General features: G+C 61.4%; 16 protein-coding genes. 3 read left to right on the forward strand and 13 right to left on the reverse strand.

Annotated features, from left to right (window positions below; all coding sequences use genetic code 11):
• The first annotated feature begins 638 nt into the window (after nucleotides 1–638).
• The 3 genes from waaC (at nucleotide 639) to waaA (ending at nucleotide 4,318) form a co-directional block, all read left to right on the forward strand.
• Complete coding sequence (gene waaC, locus HB376_RS37465; RefSeq protein WP_213768731.1) at nucleotides 639–1,634, forward strand: lipopolysaccharide heptosyltransferase I; 996 nt, start codon at nucleotides 639–641, stop codon at nucleotides 1,632–1,634.
• 349 nt (nucleotides 1,635–1,983) lie between these two features.
• Nucleotides 1,984–2,868 (forward strand): Kdo hydroxylase family protein, encoded by an 885-nt coding sequence (locus HB376_RS37470; RefSeq protein ID WP_213768732.1) that lies wholly within the window; start codon nucleotides 1,984–1,986, stop codon nucleotides 2,866–2,868.
• Nucleotides 2,869–2,980: 112 nt separating this feature from the next.
• Entirely contained in the window at nucleotides 2,981–4,318 is a 1,338-nt protein-coding gene (gene waaA, locus HB376_RS37475; RefSeq protein ID WP_213768733.1) for a lipid IV(A) 3-deoxy-D-manno-octulosonic acid transferase, read from the forward strand.
• A gap of 33 nt (nucleotides 4,319–4,351) precedes the next feature.
• On the opposite strand, the gene HB376_RS37480 is transcribed toward waaA, so the two are convergent.
• The 13 genes from HB376_RS37480 to HB376_RS37540 all read right to left on the reverse strand — a co-directional run.
• Nucleotides 4,352–5,563, reverse strand: coding sequence for a glycosyltransferase (locus HB376_RS37480; protein ID WP_218627494.1), 1,212 nt, complete (start codon nucleotides 5,561–5,563; stop codon nucleotides 4,352–4,354).
• A gap of 183 nt (nucleotides 5,564–5,746) precedes the next feature.
• Nucleotides 5,747–6,397: an urease accessory protein UreG gene (gene ureG, locus HB376_RS37485; RefSeq protein WP_213768734.1), complete on the reverse strand. Its 651-nt coding sequence runs from the start codon at nucleotides 6,395–6,397 to the stop codon at nucleotides 5,747–5,749.
• Nucleotides 6,398–6,402: 5 nt separating this feature from the next.
• Nucleotides 6,403–7,083 (reverse strand): urease accessory UreF family protein, encoded by a 681-nt coding sequence (locus HB376_RS37490; RefSeq protein ID WP_213768745.1) that lies wholly within the window; start codon nucleotides 7,081–7,083, stop codon nucleotides 6,403–6,405.
• Nucleotides 7,070–7,831: an urease accessory protein UreE gene (gene ureE, locus HB376_RS37495; RefSeq protein ID WP_213768735.1), complete on the reverse strand. Its 762-nt coding sequence runs from the start codon at nucleotides 7,829–7,831 to the stop codon at nucleotides 7,070–7,072. The genes HB376_RS37490 and ureE overlap by 14 nt, the downstream gene beginning before the upstream one ends.
• A gap of 7 nt (nucleotides 7,832–7,838) precedes the next feature.
• Nucleotides 7,839–9,545: an urease subunit alpha gene (ureC, locus tag HB376_RS37500; protein ID WP_213768736.1), complete on the reverse strand. Its 1,707-nt coding sequence runs from the start codon at nucleotides 9,543–9,545 to the stop codon at nucleotides 7,839–7,841.
• Nucleotides 9,546–9,567: 22 nt separating this feature from the next.
• On the reverse strand, nucleotides 9,568–9,873 hold the full coding sequence (locus HB376_RS37505; protein ID WP_213768737.1) for an urease subunit beta: 306 nt from the start codon (nucleotides 9,871–9,873) through the stop codon (nucleotides 9,568–9,570).
• Between the two features lie 32 nt (nucleotides 9,874–9,905).
• Nucleotides 9,906–10,208, reverse strand: coding sequence for an urease subunit gamma (locus HB376_RS37510; RefSeq protein ID WP_031362362.1), 303 nt, complete (start codon nucleotides 10,206–10,208; stop codon nucleotides 9,906–9,908).
• An 80-nt stretch (nucleotides 10,209–10,288) separates the two neighbouring features.
• Complete coding sequence (locus HB376_RS37515) at nucleotides 10,289–11,008, reverse strand: amino acid ABC transporter ATP-binding protein (protein WP_062092329.1); 720 nt, start codon at nucleotides 11,006–11,008, stop codon at nucleotides 10,289–10,291.
• Nucleotides 10,995–11,645, reverse strand: a complete 651-nt coding sequence (locus HB376_RS37520; RefSeq protein ID WP_213768738.1) for an amino acid ABC transporter permease — start codon at nucleotides 11,643–11,645, stop codon at nucleotides 10,995–10,997. The genes HB376_RS37515 and HB376_RS37520 overlap by 14 nt, the downstream gene beginning before the upstream one ends.
• Nucleotides 11,642–12,319, reverse strand: coding sequence for an amino acid ABC transporter permease (locus HB376_RS37525; protein WP_213768739.1), 678 nt, complete (start codon nucleotides 12,317–12,319; stop codon nucleotides 11,642–11,644). The genes HB376_RS37520 and HB376_RS37525 overlap by 4 nt, the downstream gene beginning before the upstream one ends.
• Nucleotides 12,320–12,367: 48 nt before the next feature.
• On the reverse strand, nucleotides 12,368–13,171 hold the full coding sequence (locus HB376_RS37530) for a transporter substrate-binding domain-containing protein (protein ID WP_213768740.1): 804 nt from the start codon (nucleotides 13,169–13,171) through the stop codon (nucleotides 12,368–12,370).
• A 204-nt stretch (nucleotides 13,172–13,375) separates the two neighbouring features.
• A complete protein-coding gene (locus HB376_RS37535; protein WP_213768741.1) occupies nucleotides 13,376–14,254 on the reverse strand; it encodes an urease accessory protein UreD in 879 nt (292 codons plus the stop codon).
• 44 nt (nucleotides 14,255–14,298) lie between these two features.
• A partial coding sequence (locus tag HB376_RS37540; RefSeq protein WP_213768742.1) for an ATP-binding cassette domain-containing protein occupies nucleotides 14,299–14,683 on the reverse strand: 385 nt, incomplete at its 5' end.

Below are 14,683 nucleotides of genomic sequence, written 5' to 3' on the forward strand. Positions count from 1 at the left end.
TATTCATCATATTTAATAGTTTTATCGGATTAATTAGTTTATATGATAATGATGCGTGTATCAAAATTGAATCGTTTTTATTTTAGATGAAAAATGAGCATAGTTAAGCGTTTACCTCATAAAAACACTCGCCGATTGATTTGACTTGCTTCGCCCGGATTACTGCCGAGCGGATTAATACGCGTGAATAAAATATTTAAAAGTGTTTTGCGCAGCGCGGTGGTTTATTCATTCTCTTTATGATGTTCGCTTGCTGTTCAATGCGCGGACGGCACGATAATCACTGGAATCGGGAACGAGTTCCCGTAGGCTGGTTTAGGATAGGTTGGGCATTCAATCTTTATTTAACATTCCTAATTTATCCAGAATCAACGAATCAACGTTAGAGAGGGCTGCAAGCCACGAGTTTGTTGGCTTGTGCCGCATTTTTCGTGGCATCGACAACCATGTCGAGCAACAGCGCAGGGACCAATGGTTTGAGGGCGGTGTGGACGTAGACGCGGTTAATTCGTCCGGAAGGAGGACGGGTGGCGACGGTCGTGGAACAATCGTTCGTCTCGCACCGCGACCCGCGCTAAAATCGCCCATCTCAGATTACTCACGCGCCGTCCAATCCGACGACGCTCACCGTGTCCAGCGTGCAAAAGATCTTGATTGTCCGGGTGTCGTCCCTAGGCGACGTCGTCCATAACATGCCGGCCATCGCCGATATCCGTCGTCTCCACCCCGATGCCCAGATCGACTGGCTAGTCGAAGAGAGCTTCACGGATCTCGTCGAACTCGTCGATGGCGTGCGCCGTGCCATCCCGTTCTCGCTACGTCGATGGCGCAAACGCCTCTTTTCCCTCGATAACTGGCGCGAAATCCAACGCTTCCGCCGCACACTGGCCGCAGAAAAATACGACCTCGTCATCGACTGCCAAGGGCTCATCAAAACCGCATGGGTGGCAAGCTGGGCGCGCGGTACGCTGGTCGGCCTGGGCAACCGCACCGACGGCGCTGGCTACGAATGGCCCGTTCGTTTCTTCTACGATAAACGCGTGCCCATCGAACCACGCACGCACGTGGTCGAGCGCACCCGGCAACTCGTCGCGGCCGCGCTAGGCGACCCGCGCCCGGAAGCGACGGATGCAATCGAATTCGGCATGGATACCCGCCGCGCCGCGCTGGCGTTATCGCAGGCGGGGCTGAACCTGCCCGTGCCATACGTGGTGTTCGTCCACGCCACGTCCCGCGCCGATAAACAATGGCCCGACACCGCGTGGATCGAACTCGGACAGACACTGATACGGCGCGGGGTATCGATCGTGCTGCCATGGGGCAGCGAAACCGAACGCGAAACCAGCGACAAACTGGCAAAAGAGTTCGGCGCAGCAGCGGTCGTGCCGCCGAAACTCTCGCTGCCGGCCGTGGTCGGCTTGATCGACGGCGCAGCGGCGACGGTGGGCGTGGATACGGGACTTGTGCACATCGCGGCAGCCCTGAAGCGGCCGACCATCGAGTTGTACAATTTCTCGACCGCCTGGCGCACCGGCGGTTACTGGTCGCCGCGCGTGGTGAATCTGGGCAGCGCAAGCCAGCACCCGACGTTGCAACAAGTCAAAGCGACCCTCGCAGGCTTCGGGCTGCTTTGATGCATGAGCACAGCAGCGGTATCGGGGCAGCGCGCGCGGTAAGGAAGCGGCTTCGGTTCGGAGGATCGGCTCAATCGCCGGGACGAAGCGGCGGCGCGTTTGACGAAGCCAAGCGAAGCCAAGTGAAACCCGGCGGTTTGAGGTCCATCAACTGCCAGCCTTTCACGCGGCGAATTTTGCAGCCGGTTTGAGCGAAAATGCACCGCGCTCGCCGGGCGCGACGTTTCCCGATGCGTCAATCGAAGCCAATCGAGGTTGGTTGAAGCCGATTGAAGCCGATTGAAGCCCATTGAAACCGGTTGACGATAATCGGCCCGCTCACTGGCTTATCAAAACAAATCGAATGCACATGACCGAATCTCAAATTATTGAAGTTGCCTCCGCCGACTGGGAGGGCCAGCAGCTCTCCGTGCCGCGCGAGGCGTTGCTGGCCGGCGTCGAGCGGGGCAAGGTCCTGTATTTCCCGCGTCTGGCGTTTACCGTGGAAGGCGGCGAACGGGCGCTCCTGGACCCGAAGGTCGCCGACCCCGAGCGCAAGAACATCAGCCTCGCGCCCAATGGCGGGGCGCTCGCGGGTGTACTTGGGGACGCCGTCACGCAATCTGCCGTCCGGGCGTTGATCGCGCGCTATCAGGCGAACGCGCGCTCGCTGGTCGACGGGCTGTTCCCTGAATATCGCGGCAAATTAAGGGTTGCGCCCACCAGCCTGCGGCTGCATCGCGTGGAAACGCGCGAGACGTCGTGGCGCAAGGACGACAGCCGCCTTCACGTCGATGCTTTTCCATCGCGGCCGAATTATGGCGAGCGCATCCTGCGCGTGTTCACCAACGTCAATCCGGATGGCGTGCCGCGTGTGTGGCGCGTCGGCGAGCCGTTCGAGGACATGGCAAAACGCTTCTTGCCAGCAATCCAAGCTCCGGTTCCCGGCGCGGCGTGGCTCATGAATCTCCTGCATATCACCAAGACGCCACGCAGCGAATACGATCACCTGATGCTCCATTTGCACGACGCAATGAAGGCCGATCTCGACTATCAAGCGAAATCGCCGCAGCAGCAGATGCCGTTTCCGCCCGGTTGCGTGTGGGTGTGTTTCTCCGATCAAACCTCGCACGCCGTCATGTCCGGCCAGTACATGCTCGAGCAAACCTTCTTTCTTCCCGTCAGCGCCATGGCCCAGCCCGACTGCGCGCCGCTCGGAATCCTGCAACGCCTGAAAGGCAGGGCGCTGGTTTGAGCGCCGCAGCCTGGTGGGGACGTTTCGCAGGTTCGGTCCTTTGCGCGGCGTTTCACGTGCGCGATGAGCGATCGTTGCCATTGTTGTCGAGCGTCTACCGCGAGGGCGTTCGATGCTGAGGCTCGTGTATCGCGCGTTATGGTGGCTCGTCGCGCCGCTCGCGGTGTTGCGCCTGCTGATCCGCTCGCGGCGGGAGCGGGGGTATCGCGAGCATATCGGCGAACGGTTTGGCTTTGGCCCCGCTCGCCGAGCTGACGATCTCGCGCCGTTGATCTGGGTTCATGCGGTGTCGGTAGGGGAGACGCGGGCGGCTCAGCCGCTGATCGAAGCGTTGCAGCAAGCCCATCCCGATGCCCGCATCCTGCTGACGCACATGACCCCGAGCGGCCGCGCGACTGGCGTGGAGCTATACGGCGATCGGATTTCACGCAGCTATCTTCCCTACGATTCGCCGTCGCTCGTGCGGCGGTTCTTGCGCGCGTGGCGGCCATCGCTGGGTATCGTGATGGAAACGGAAGTGTGGCCAACGCTCATCGACGAATGCAAACGGGCCGATATCCCGATGGTGCTGACCAACGCGCGGATGTCGGCGCGTTCGTTCAAGCGCGCGGCGAAGTTCGGCAATGCGACGCGCGAAGTGTTTGGCGGTTTTACGCGCGTGCTGGCGCAGACGCAGTCCGACGCGGACCGCCTGAGCGCGCTGGGTGCGCGCAACGTCACGGTGCTCGGCAACCTGAAGTTCGATATGGCCGCACCGCCCGAACTCTACGCGCGCGGTCATGCGTGGCGCGCGGCGATTGGGGAGCGCCCGGTTTGGGTGGCGGCGAGCACGCGCGAGGGTGAGGAAGCGCTGGTGCTGCAGGCGTTTACGACCTTGCGGACCCGCATACCGGAGGCGTTGCTGATCCTCGTGCCGCGCCATCCGCAGCGGTTCGATGAAGTCGCCGTGTTGATCGATGCCGCCGCGCAGTCCTATGTGCGGCGTTCCGCTTGGGCGGGACGGGCGGCAGCGGCGGGATCGGGAATCGATGCCGCGCCGGTTTTGCCTGCGAACGTCAACGTGCTGCTCGGCGATTCGATGGGCGAACTGAGCGCGTATTACGCGGCATCGGACCTGGCGTTCGTTGGCGGGAGTTTGCTGCCGCTGGGCGGGCAGAACCTGATCGAGGCGTGTGCGGCGGGCGTGCCGGTGCTGATTGGCCCGCACACCTTTAATTTCACGCAAGCGACGAACGATGCGATCACGGAAGGCGCGGCGTTGCGCGTGAGCGATCCGGCGGCGTTGGCGCGCGGCCTGCGTGATCTTTTCACCGATAAACCCCGCCGGCTCGCCATGAGCGCAGCGGCGTCGGCGTTCGCGGCGAAGCATCGCGGGGCGACGGCGAGGACGGTGGAGGTGCTGGGGGCGGTGCTGGGGGCGTTGTTGCGCGCGCCAGCAGAGGAACCGTGATTTTCAGCGGCAGGGGCGAACAACCCTCCCTGCCTACCCGCGTTCCTGCAAAATCCGCGTCACGCAAGCAACAAACCTCTCATTGCTCGCCTCCACGCCATACGCCCGCGCCCGTTCCAGCGCTTCACGCGTGAAGCCATCGCGCAGATCGTGGTCCGATAACAACCGCGACAGCGCCTCTGCCATCGCGTCTACATTGCCGATAGGAACCAGCAGCCCGAATCGGCCATCGTCCAGGATCTCTCGCGGCCCGGTCGGGCAATCGGTCGAAATCACCGGCTTGCCAAGCGCCAGCGCCTCAAGCAAAACCATCGGCATGCCTTCGTAACGCGAGCTGAGCACCAGCGCACTCGAATGCGCCACGACCGCGTGCGGATTGTTCCGATACCCCGTGAAATGCACGCGTTCCCCGATCCCCAGTTTCACCGCCAGCGCTTCCAGCTCGCGGCGAAAACCGCCGTCGCCGACAATTACCAGGTCTTCCCGCACCCCACCGTCATCCCGCGTCCCGACAAGCTGTGCATAAGCTCGCAGCAAGGTCCGGTGATCCTTCTGGATCTCGTCGAGCCGCGCCACGGAAACGATGTACGGCGCGGAACACGGCGGCGTTTCCACCACCGCGCCGTTCTCGCGAATCCGGTCGATATCGATCGCATTCGGCAGCACAAACACGTTGCGCAGATGGCCATTGAACAGTTCGCTCGCTTCATCGGCCATCTGGCGATTCAGCGCGGCGATCCCGTCGTAACGGCCGTATTGCGCGAGCAGCCGTTTCATTTTCCGGCGCCGGCCGCCCAGCCGTGCATCGAAACTGAAATGGTTCACGCCGAGCCACGCCACGCCGAAGCGGCCAGCCAGCCGGCGCAGCGACATATCGAAGTCGATGATGATGTCGTGACGCTGCGCCAGCGCGGCCACACGCGCCTTCACGTAGGGACGCACGGCGAGCGTGTTGAACACGTCGCGCCCGACACGGCCGAGCTTGCTCAGCCGATGCGCATAGCGGCGTGCCTGGAACACGTTGAGCCAGGGTTTGTCGGTGAGAATCTCGACGCCAACGTCCGCCGGAACCTGCGCGCGAAAGCGCTGTTCGAACGCGGGGGACGAAAACATCACGGACAGCGTCACCGTGAAGCGCGCGCGGTCGTAGATCCGCAGCCATTGCATCAGCGACGATTCGATGCCGCCATCGTTGAAATCCGCGATGTGAAACAGCACCGCGATGCGCCTGGAGGGTTGCGCCATGAGTGTCGAGGACGCTGTGGGCGACGGGGTCGGCCGCACGGCGGCGTCGCGAGTTAGAAGCGTGTCGGGACTATCGATCAGAGGTCTCCGGAAGCGGGCCTATGGCCGTAAAAAAGGGCAAGGCGACATGTTAACGCACTCGATCGGCTGAGGACAATTTCTCCCAAGCCCTGAAACCGGGCCTCAGAGCGCGAGCAGTCCCTTTTTTTCGATAAAGCGAACTACCACGTCGAGCCCTTCCAGCACTTTCAGGTTGCACATGACAAATGGCCGTTCTCCGCGCATCTTCCTGGCATCGGAGGCCATGATGTCGAGATTTGCGCCGACATACGGTGCAAGGTCGATCTTGTTGATGACCAGCAGGTCGGACTTCGTGATGCCCGGACCACCCTTGCGCGGAATTTTTTCGCCGCCGGCGACATCGATCACGTAAATAGTCAGGTCCGATAATTCCGGGCTGAAGGTGGCCGCGAGATTATCTCCACCCGACTCGATGAACACGATATCCGCGTCCGGGAAACGCTCGATCATCTGGTCGACGGCTTCCAGGTTGATGGACGCATCTTCGCGGATCGCCGTGTGCGGGCAGCCGCCCGTTTCCACGCCCATGATGCGCTCGGCCGGCAACGCGCCCGCAACCGTGAGCAGGCGCTGATCCTCTTTCGTGTAGATGTCGTTGGTGATCGCGACGAGGTCGTATTTCTCGCGCATCGCCTTGCAGAGCATTTCGAGCAGCGTGGTCTTGCCCGAGCCGACCGGACCTCCCACGCCCACGCGCAAAGGCGGCAGTTTCTTGGAGCGGCGGGCCGCGGCGGAATAGACGGGTGCGTTCATGTTTTTTAAGAGCGGAACAAGCGTGAATATTGTGATTCGTGGCGCGCCGAGAGAATGCCGAGCTGCGGCGCGAAGGTGTTGATTTCCCCGGGCGATGTGTCGAGCGCTTTTTCTACAGCGGTATCGATGGCAACGCGCAACGCAACGATGATCCGCTGCCCCGCGATCTGGCCTAGCGGTACGGCTTTTAACGCGGCAGCGGCCTGGTTTTCGACCCACGAAAAGGCGTAGGCGGCGAGGGCGGCGTCGGTGGCAGCATCGTGAGCGTAGGCGGCGAAGGCGAACGCTGTAGGCTGCGAGACGGGTTTGATGGCGTTTAGCGTCGCGAGGCGCGCGGCGTCGCCCCATTCAAGCTGCGTGCACAACTGCGCAAGCGACCAGCCCATCTGCTGCGTCTCGCGACGCAATTCCGAGGACTCGCGGCTGGCGAGGAATTCTTCATCGGCGGCGGCGAGTCCCGCTGCATCGTGATCGCGCCAGCGGGTCATCTGGTGCGCAAGGAATGGCAACTCGCCGCGTGCGAGCACATTGGTCAGCCCGCTTGCGATCCATTCGCGGGCGGTGTCGCCATCGTGGATCAAGCCATGTTCTATCGCCGATTCAAGACCCTGCGAGTAACTGAACGCGCCGATAGGCAATGCCGGCGACGCCAGATGAAGCAGGGCGGTGAGCTCAGCGATGCGCATGACCGTGGTCGTGGTCGTGATCGTGGTCGTGGCCTTCGTGGTCATGGTCTTTGCCATGAGCGTGTGCGGCGTGGTCATGCGCTTCGTGGTCCGCATGCCCATGCGCGCACTGCGAATGGTCGCCATGGTCGTGGCCTTCGCCGTGCGCATGTGCCGCTTGGTCCGCGTGCCCATGCGAACACTGCGAATGGTCGCCGTGGTCGTGGCCCGCGCCGTGCGCGTGTCCATGATCGTGCCCGTGATGTTCGTCGAAGACCTTTTGCGCGAGCGCGTAGTCCTCTACAAACGTCTCGTCATGCCCATGCTTGTGGCCGCCGCCATACGCGCCGGTCTCTGGTTGGAACGGCGCCGTCGCGTGATCCACATGCGCGCCCAGACGCTTGAGCATGTCTTCCAGCACGGGATCAGCTTCCAGTTTCAACTGTCCCGCGGCCACTTCCACCGGCGTGTGCCGATTGCCCAAGTGGTACGCGGCGCGCGTCAGCGTAATAGGATCGTGGGCGTGTACAACCAGCACATCTTGCGGCGCTGCGATCACGCGCACGAGGCCGCCATCATCGGCAACGAGCATGTCGCCATCGCGCAGGACCGTGCCGCGCGGCAGCACCAGCGCCACTTCCTCACCGTTATCCAGCGTAGCGGCCAAGCGGCTCTTGCAGCGGTCATCGAAGGCAAGGGTCAAGGTAGGCGCGCGTTTGATCAGCGGTGCGGCAAGTTTCGCTTCGATACGTTTGTCGATCGTGCGCATGAAAGTCTCAAAAAAGGAAGTAGCGCTGCGCCATCGGCAAAACGGTTGCCGGCTCGCAGGTGAGCAACTGGCCGTCGGCTACAACCTGATACGTTTCCGGATCGACGGTAATGGACGGCCTGTACGCATTGTGAACCATGTCGGCCTTCGATATGTTCCGACAATTCTTCACCGCGACCACTTGCTTCTTCAATCCATACCGTTCGCCGATACCGTCGTCCAGCGCCATCTGCGAGACGAAGGTCAGAGAGGTCTTTCCCAACGCACCGCCGCGAGTCGCGAACATCTCGCGATAATGCACCGGCTGCGGCGTCGGGATCGATGCGTTCGGGTCCCCCATCTGCGCGACCGCGATCATGCCGCCTTTCAGGATCATTGACGGCTTCACGCCGAAGAATGCGGGCTCCCAGAATACGAGGTCGGCCCATTTACCCGGTTCGATGGACCCCACTTCATGCGCGATGCCATGCGTGATCGCCGGGTTGATCGTGTACTTGGCGATGTAGCGTTTCGCGCGGAAATTGTCGTTGCGCGATGAGTCTTCGGGCAACGCGCCACGCTGCGTTTTCATCTTGTGCGCGGTCTGCCAGGTACGCATGACAACCTCGCCCACACGCCCCATCGCCTGCGAATCGGAGGACAGCATGGACAACGCGCCCAGGTCATGAAGGATGTCTTCGGCGGCAATCGTCTCGCGTCGAATCCGCGATTCGGCGAACGCGATATCTTCCGCAATCGATGGATCGAGGTGATGACAGACCATCAACATGTCGAGGTGTTCATCGAGCGTATTGATGGTGTACGGACGAGTAGGATTCGTCGATGAAGGCAGCACGTTCGACTCGCCGCAGACCTTGATGATGTCCGGTGCATGGCCGCCGCCCGCGCCCTCCGTGTGATACGTGTGGATCGTGCGGCCCTTGAACGCGGCCACGGTCGTCTCCACAAAACCCGCTTCGTTCAGCGTGTCCGTGTGAATGGCGACTTGCGTGTCGGTATCGTCGGCGACCGATAAGCAGTTATCGATAGCCGCCGGCGTCGTGCCCCAGTCTTCATGTAGCTTGAGCCCGATCGCGCCAGCCTTGATCTGTTCAATCGCCGGCGCGGGCAAACTCACGTTGCCCTTGCCGAGAAAGCCAAGGTTCACCGGCCAGCCATCGGCGGCTTGCAGCATGCGTTCGAGATGCCACGGCCCTGGCGTGCAGGTCGTCGCGTTCGTGCCGGTCGCGGGGCCGGTGCCACCGCCGAGCATCGTCGTAATGCCTGAAGCTATGGCTTCATCGATCTGCTGCGGGCTGATGAAGTGAATATGCGAGTCGATACCCCCCGCCGTCACGATCATCCCTTCGCCGGCAATCACCTCGGTGGCCGCGCCGATCGCAATGGTCACGCCCGGCTGGATATCCGGATTGCCCGCCTTGCCGATCGCAAACACGCGCCCGTTCTTGATGCCGATATCCGCCTTCACGATGCCCCAGTGATCGAGGATCAGCGCGTTCGTCACGACCGTATCCACCACGTCGGCGTGCACACGTTGCGACTGGCCCATGCCATCGCGAATCACCTTGCCGCCGCCGAACTTGACCTCTTCGCCGTAGGTCGTGAAGTCGCGTTCGACTTCGATCAGCAGGTCGGTATCGGCGAGACGCACGCGGTCGCCGGTGGTCGGGCCGAACATCTCCGCGTAGGCGCGGCGTCCGATGCGTAGCGTCATTTCGATAATCCTGAAGTTGAGATCAAAGCGGACCCATGACGAGACCATTGAAGCCGTAGACCCGGCGATCACCCGCCAGCGCCACGAGTTCAACCGTGCGTTCCTGGCCGGGCTCGAAGCGCACGGCCGTACCCGATGCAATGTTCAGCCGAAAGCCTCTCGCCTTGTCGCGTTCGAATATGAGCGCCGTGTTGACTTCGAAGAAATGAAAATGCGAACCGACCTGCACCGGCCGGTCACCCGTATTCGATACCGTCACGGACACCGTCTCGCGGCCCGCGTTGAGTTCGTGCTCACCATCGTCGATCAGATATTCGCCGGGAATCATGCGCGGCTCCTTTTAAGTGAGGGCAGGGCAGTTCAGGGAATCGGATGATGGACGGTCACGAGCTTGGTGCCGTCGGGGAAGGTGGCTTCTATCTGGATGTCCGGGATCATTTCCGGCACGCCGTCCATCACGTCGTCGCGTGTGAGCAGCGTGGTGCCGTAGTGCATCACGTCGGCGACGGTACGGCCGTCGCGTGCTGCTTCCATGAGCGCCGCCGAGATGAACGCGATGGCCTCCGGATAGTTCAGCTTCAGCCCGCGCGCGCGACGCCGTTCGGCGAGCAACGCGGCGGTGAAGATCAGCAGCTTGTCTTTTTCGCGGTGGGTGAGCTTCATGGGATTGGAAGGTGTCTCGGATTAGGCCGATTTTGCCAGCGTCAGTGTTGCAAGAATCCTAGCATTGCAACCCTACGATTTCATTGGATGAATTTGCGCAACTCGATGGTCGTCGGCCGCTCGAAAATTTCCTCCGGCGTGCCGCTTTCCCACACGCGGCCCTGATGCATGAACACGACCTTGTTCGACACACGCCGCGCAAAGCGCATCTCGTGCGTGACCATGATGAGCGTCATGCCATCGGCGGCGAGGCTTTCCACTACTGCCAGTACTTCGCCCACCAGTTCGGGATCAAGCGCGGACGTGATTTCATCGCAGAGCAGGACCGAGGGTTTCATCGCGAGCGCCCGGGCAATAGCCACGCGCTGCTGCTGTCCACCTGAAAGTTGCTCGGGATAGGCGTTGAATTTATCGGCGAGGCCAACGCGTTCGAGCACTTGTTCAGCGGTCGCGCGCGCCTTTGCCTTGTGAACCTTCTTTACCACCGTTTGCGCGAGCATCACGTTCTGTCCGGCGGTGAGATGCGGGAACAGGTTGTACTGCTGGAACACCATGCCGACTTTCAAGCGCAGCGCGCGCAGATCGGCATGACGGGCGTCCATGTGTTCGCCGTCTATTTCGATCGACCCTTCGTCGATACTTTCCAGTCCGTTCAAGGTCCGCAGCAAGGTGCTTTTGCCCGAGCCGCTGCGACCAATGATTGCTACCACTTGCCCCGATTCCACCGAAAAATCGATGCCCTTCAGGACCTGGTTCGCGCCGAACTGTTTCTTGAGGTTTTGCGTTTCAACGAGCGGCATTCCATTTCCTTTCGAGCGTGCGCGCGTAGCGGGTAAGCGGATAACAAATCACGAAATAGATCACGGCGACCAAGCCGTAGACCACGAACGGCCTGAAGGTCGCGTTCGAAATCATCGTGCCGGCTTTCGTGAGTTCGGTGAAACCGATGATCGAGACCAGCGCCGTGTCCTTCACGGCTTGCACGCCGAAGCCGACAGTCGGCCCGATGGCGATGCGCGTGGCTTGCGGAAGAATCACGTGACGCAATTGTTCGAGGTAATTCATCGCAAGGCTGGATGATGCTTCCCATTGACCCTTTGGAATCGCTTCAACGCAGCCGCGCCAGATCTCGGCGAGGTAGGCGCTGGTGAACAGCGTGAGGCCGACGGTTGCAGCAATCCACGGCTGGACTTCGATGCCGAGCAGCGGCAGACCGAAGAACACGAGGAACAGTTGCATCAGGAGCGGCGTGCCCTGGAATATCTCGATGTAGACCTTCACGATGGTCCGCAAAACACGTGAACTCGACACGCGCATCACAAGCAGCACGAAGCCCACGATGCCGCCAGCCACGAATGAAACAATCGACAGTACGATGGTCCAGCGCGCAGCCAGCAGCAGGTTGGTGAGAATTTGTTCAAACGTGAATTCGATCATCGGGCACCTCGCAGATTGCGCGCGAACAGGCGTTTGCCTGCTTCGTTGAGGAGGAAGCGCAAGAGGATCGCCATCACGAGATAAGCGGCCGTAATCAGGAAATACGTTTCGAACGCGCGGAAGTTGCGCGACTGGATGTAGCTCGCGGCGTAGGTCAAGTCGGTAACGGATATCTGCGATACCACCGCCGAGCCCAGCATCGTAATGACGATCTGGCTGGTGAGAGCCGGAAACACTTTTGCGATGGCTTGCGGCAAGACCACGTGCCTGAAGGTCTCGCCGGGTGTCATCGCAAGCGACGCCGCCGCTTCAAGATGCCCCTTCGGCACGGCCGCGATACCCGAGCGGATGATCTCCACCGAATACGCGCCGAGATTGAGCGTCATGGCGAGCACGGCGGCGACGTATTCATCGATACGGATACCCAGCGCCGGCAGCCCGAAGAACACAAAAAACAATTGCACGATGAACGGCGTATTGCGGATCGCTTCCACGTAGCCGCCAACAAGCGAACGCACCGCCGGGTACTTGCTGCCTTTGCCCGCCGCACCGAGTATGCCGACCGCGAGGCCGAGCACGGTGGACACGGCGGTCAGCCCAAGGGTTACTGCCGCGCCGCTCGCAAACATGCCGGCGTATTGCCCGAGATCGCCGAACTGGAGTTGATAAGCCATTAAATCGGCGCCTTGTTATTTAAGCTTTATTCGGAATGACGCGCGAGACTACAAACCGGCCGGCAGCGGCGCCTTGAACCACTTCTGCGACATGGCTTCGAGCGAGCCGTCCTTTTTCGACTGGGCGATAGCCGCATCGACTTTAGCCAGCAGGCGCGGTTCGTTCTTGTTCATGCCGACAAAACACGGCGAGTTCTTGATCACGAACTTCGGTTCCGGACGGCGCGGGGGATTCTTCGAGAGGATCGCTGCAGCCACAATGTTGCCCGCTGCGATCAACTGAACCTGGCCGGAGAGAAATGCCTGGATGGTCGCGTTGTTGTCTTCGAAGCGCTTGATGGTCGCGTTCGGCGCCATTTGCGTGAGCGCGATTTCTTCGAGCGCGCCGCGCGTGGCTCCGACCGTCTTGCCGGTGAGGTCGGCGGGGCCGGTGACCTTGATATCGGCGGGGCCGAACACGCCCTGGAAGTACGGCGCGTAGGCAGCCGAGAAGTCCATCACCTTCTCGCGATCCGGCGTCTTGCCCAGCGACGAGATCACCAGATCCACCTTGTTCGTCGTCAGGTACGGCACGCGATTCGCGCTGTTGACCGGCACGAGTTCCAGCTTCACGCCCAGCGACTTGGCGAGCAGCGCGGCCATATCGATGTCATAACCCTGCGGCTGCATATCGCCGCCGACCGCGCCGAACGGCGGGTAATCCTCCGGCACGGCGACTTTCAGTACGCCGGCTTTCGTGATGTTATCGAGCGCGTCTGCGTGGGCGGTGAGCGGGACTAGAGCAAGCGCCGGGATGGCGAGGAGGGCGGCGACTACGGTGCCAAGAGCGTGGCGGCGAAGCGTGTTGGTCATTTGATTGTCTTTCCTTGGATCGCGATTTGGCGCGGCGCGTCTCATTCACGGACGCGCTCGTCGGAAAGGGAGTAAAGCGAGAGTCGTGCCATTGCCTTTGCGCCTTTCTGGGTAGGCTTTAGCGAGATACCCATCTTGGCGATGCACAAAGTATGGGCGTAAATGTGCGCTTTTGTGGTGCGCATTTTCTGAGGCATTGCCCGGCTACGTTGTCCAAAGCCGTAATGGTCTGGCATCGACGCCGTGAATCAGTGGGCGCAACGTAGTCCAGCATTCGATCATTAATTGTTGGAGTGGCTCCATCGAATGGCTTGCGGCACGGATGATCAATACGCCCGGCGCGACGCAGGAAGCGGCGGCGCGCAGCGTTTCATTGAACGGAAGGCGTGTACTCAGGGATTCCGCCAGCGCGTCGTCGCAAGCCGGGCCGATTGCCCAGAGCGTGCCGTAGGCGGGAAAGCCTGCGAGACCCTGGGGCGCGAGGCGTAAAGGGTCATCGGCGGAGAGCAGCGCGCGTTCGAACCAGCGCAGCCGGCCCTGGCTGTCTTTGATCCGTGCCGTTGATGCAAGCCGCCCGTCCGACCATCGTTCACCGGCTGCCTGACGGCCGAGTTGCATCGCGTCCCAGCCAATGGCGGTTGCCGTCGGGTCTATCGTCAACGTGAAGTCCAGCGCCACGTTCGATGACTCGAACACGATGTTGTTCTGCGGCAGCCAGTCGAGCTTCGCGTTCGCGCCGACGCGGATATCAATGCGCTGCGTGGCGAGCTTGCCGTTCGCCTTGTACCACTTGGTCGCGCCCGGCGTGGTGATGACGGCGTGCGTTTGCGCGGCCAAGTCGATGTCAATTGCCAGCCGGTCGCCGCCCGCGACACCGCCTGGCGGATGCACGATCACCGCGTGGCAGATGGTCTCGCCTTCGGGATACAAGGGCCGTTGCATGCGCAAAGGCCCTATGTGTTTCCGATGCGTGAGCGCTGTCCGCCCCGGTTGATGCGTGAAACCGAGTTCGAGCTTGCCGTGCCACTCGTCGGAATCGGAGACGGTAGCTGGCAGCAGTGCGGCTATAGGTTCGTGATGCATGAGGCTTTTGGGATTGGGAGCGAGTCGCCATGTTACGGCGAGCGTCAGACCGCGATCAACTCCCGCACGCCCTGCGCTTCCATATCCGCACCTGCGCCACCGGCTACGATTTCTCCGCGGCTCATCACCCAATACCGGTCGGCAAGCTCGCGCGCGAAGTCGTAGTACTGTTCGACGAGCAGCACCGTCATGCCCATTTCATCGACGAGTTGACGCAGCGTGCGCCCGATATCCTGAATGATCGACGGTTGAATGCCTTCTGTCGGTTCATCGAGAATGAGCAGCTGCGGCTCACTCATGAGCGCCCGGCCGATGGCCAACTGCTGTTGCTGGCCGCCCGACAGGTCACCGCCGCGACGGCTTTTCATTTCCTTGAGCACCGGGAACAGCTCGTAGATCCGGTCCGGGACTTTCGATGGCGCTCGGCGG

Source organism: Caballeronia sp. dw_19 (assembly GCF_018449515.1).
Lineage (GTDB): Bacteria > Pseudomonadota > Gammaproteobacteria > Burkholderiales > Burkholderiaceae > Caballeronia.

Coding starts and splice junctions, on each gene's coding strand:
- HB376_RS37470 (WP_213768732.1), top strand. CDS start 1,984: ATGACCGAATCTCAAATTATTGAAGTTGCCTCCGCCGACTGGGAGGGC.
- waaA (WP_213768733.1), top strand. CDS start 2,981: ATGCTGAGGCTCGTGTATCGCGCGTTATGGTGGCTCGTCGCGCCGCTC.
- HB376_RS37480 (WP_218627494.1), bottom strand. CDS start 5,563: ATGGCGCAACCCTCCAGGCGCATCGCGGTGCTGTTTCACATCGCGGAT.
- ureG (WP_213768734.1), bottom strand. CDS start 6,397: ATGAACGCACCCGTCTATTCCGCCGCGGCCCGCCGCTCCAAGAAACTG.
- HB376_RS37490 (WP_213768745.1), bottom strand. CDS start 7,083: ATGCGCATCGCTGAGCTCACCGCCCTGCTTCATCTGGCGTCGCCGGCA.
- ureE (WP_213768735.1), bottom strand. CDS start 7,831: ATGCGCACGATCGACAAACGTATCGAAGCGAAACTTGCCGCACCGCTG.
- ureC (WP_213768736.1), bottom strand. CDS start 9,545: ATGACGCTACGCATCGGACGCCGCGCCTACGCGGAGATGTTCGGCCCG.
- HB376_RS37505 (WP_213768737.1), bottom strand. CDS start 9,873: ATGATTCCCGGCGAATATCTGATCGACGATGGTGAGCACGAACTCAAC.
- HB376_RS37510 (WP_031362362.1), bottom strand. CDS start 10,208: ATGAAGCTCACCCACCGCGAAAAAGACAAGCTGCTGATCTTCACCGCC.
- HB376_RS37515 (WP_062092329.1), bottom strand. CDS start 11,008: ATGCCGCTCGTTGAAACGCAAAACCTCAAGAAACAGTTCGGCGCGAAC.
- HB376_RS37520 (WP_213768738.1), bottom strand. CDS start 11,645: ATGATCGAATTCACGTTTGAACAAATTCTCACCAACCTGCTGCTGGCT.
- HB376_RS37525 (WP_213768739.1), bottom strand. CDS start 12,319: ATGGCTTATCAACTCCAGTTCGGCGATCTCGGGCAATACGCCGGCATG.
- HB376_RS37530 (WP_213768740.1), bottom strand. CDS start 13,171: ATGACCAACACGCTTCGCCGCCACGCTCTTGGCACCGTAGTCGCCGCC.
- HB376_RS37535 (WP_213768741.1), bottom strand. CDS start 14,254: ATGCATCACGAACCTATAGCCGCACTGCTGCCAGCTACCGTCTCCGAT.